This is a genomic window from Candidatus Obscuribacterales bacterium (assembly GCA_036703605.1).
Taxonomy (GTDB): domain Bacteria; phylum Cyanobacteriota; class Cyanobacteriia; order RECH01; family RECH01; genus RECH01.
Genome location: DATNRH010000269.1, coordinates 1 through 1,833, shown reverse-complemented (window position 1 = coordinate 1,833; position 1,833 = coordinate 1). Strand labels below are relative to the sequence as shown.

Annotated in this window: 2 tRNA genes and 2 rRNA genes; all 4 read right to left on the bottom strand. The window is 54.0% G+C overall.

What is annotated here, in order from left to right:
- A 23S ribosomal RNA gene (locus V6D20_05610) occupies positions 1-1,040 on the bottom strand; the annotation flags it as partial.
- A 252-nt stretch (positions 1,041-1,292) separates the two neighbouring features.
- Positions 1,293-1,368, bottom strand: a tRNA-Ala gene (locus tag V6D20_05605).
- A gap of 10 nt (positions 1,369-1,378) precedes the next feature.
- Positions 1,379-1,455, bottom strand: a tRNA-Ile gene (locus V6D20_05600).
- A 146-nt stretch (positions 1,456-1,601) separates the two neighbouring features.
- Positions 1,602-1,833 (bottom strand): 16S ribosomal RNA (locus V6D20_05595); the annotation flags it as partial.

Genomic DNA, 1,833 nt, shown 5'->3' with positions numbered 1-1,833 from the left:
TGCCTTCTCACTTCGTTAACCACTTAGCTATATATTCGGGACCTTAGCTGGCGGTCTGGGTTGTTTCCCTCTCGTGTCCGGACGTTAGCACCCGGTGCACTGTCTCCCGTGAAAGCACTCTTCGGTATTCGGAGTTTGCCTTGGTTTGGTAGGTCGATATGACCCCCTAGCCAAAACAGTGCTCTACCCCCAAAGGTGTATCACGAGGCACTACCTAAATAGTTTTCGGAGAGAACCAGCTATTTGCGGATTTGTTTAGCCTTTCACCCCTACCCACAGCTCATCCACTAACTTTTCAACGTTAGTTGGTTCGGTCCTCCACGAGGTGTTACCCCCGCTTCAACCTGGCCATGAGTAGATCATCCGCTTTCGGGTCTACACCCATCGACTCAAAACGCCCTGTTCGGACTCGGTTTCCCTTCGCCTCCCCTACACGGTTAAGCTCGCCAATGAATGTAAGTCGCTGACCCATTATACAAAAGGTACGCAGTCACCCTTGCGGGCTCCTACTGTTTGTATGCATGCGGTTTCAGGATCTATTTCACTCCCCTCCCGGGGTTCTTTTCGCCTTTCCCTCACGGTACTGGTTCACTATCGGTCGATTACGAGTATTTAGCCTTGGAGGATGGTCCCCCCATCTTCAGACAGGATTTCTCGTGTCCCGCCCTACTTGTCGTGCGCCTAGTTCCACACGTGTCCTTTCGCATACGGGGCTATCACCCTCTATGGCCGGCCTTTCCATGCCGCTTTGCTAGAACACATGCTAAAACGCACTGGCTGGTCCGATTTCGCTCGCCACTACTCTCGGAATCTCGGTTGATTTCTGTTCCTCCGCCTACTTAGATGTTTCAGTTCAGCGGGTTCGCTCCTGTAAGCCTATGTATTCAGCTTACGGTGACCCTTGCGGGCCGGGTTTCCCCATTCGGATATCTGCGGATCAATGCTTGTTTGCCAGCTCCCCGCAGCTTTTCGCAGGCTGCCACGTCCTTCATCGCCTGTAATCGCCAAGGCATCCACCACATGCACTTATTCGCTTGACCCTATAGCGTTGAGCACCGCCTAAACAGTGACACCCCACCATAGTTCTCATGCGCGCTTGCTTGCTACTGCACCCCAAACCCTTGCGGGCCCAAGGCACGATGCAATCTTTAAACCCAGATCCAATCACCTCACATCGAAGTGATCAGATTTGACTTCTTCCACATTGTTAAAGAACAGCCACTCCAACTAAGGAGTGAGCCCTGCAGCGCTCTCGCGCCGCACGGCTCACGCCTCACCCCCACCCACAACACTGGTGGAGCTGATCGGGATCGAACCGATGACCCCCTGCTTGCAAAGCAGGTGCTCTCCCAGCTGAGCTACAGCCCCAGTCAAACACTGGTGGGTCTGGATGGATTTGAACCATCGACCCCACGCTTATCAAGCGTGTGCTCTAACCAACTGAGCTACAGACCCATAATCCTTCAGGGTCTTGGCACAAGGCACCAGCACCAGGGGGTCTCCCTCGTCCCTCGTCCCGCGTGCCTCAGCCCTGCTTTTCATTGAACAGCCGAAGAGTGTGGGTGCGTTTGAGCACCAAGAATGCTTTGTTTTTACTCTAGAAAGGAGGTGATCCAGCCGCACCTTCCGATACGGCTACCTTGTTACGACTTCACCCCAGTCATGAATCTCACCGTGGTAACCGCCCCCCTTGCGGTTAGGCTAGCTACTTCTGGTGAAACCCACTCCCATGGTGTGACGGGCGGTGTGTACAAGACCCGGGAACGTATTCACCGCGGCATGCTGATCCGCGATTACTAGCGATTCCGACTTCATGCTCTCGAGTTGCAGAGA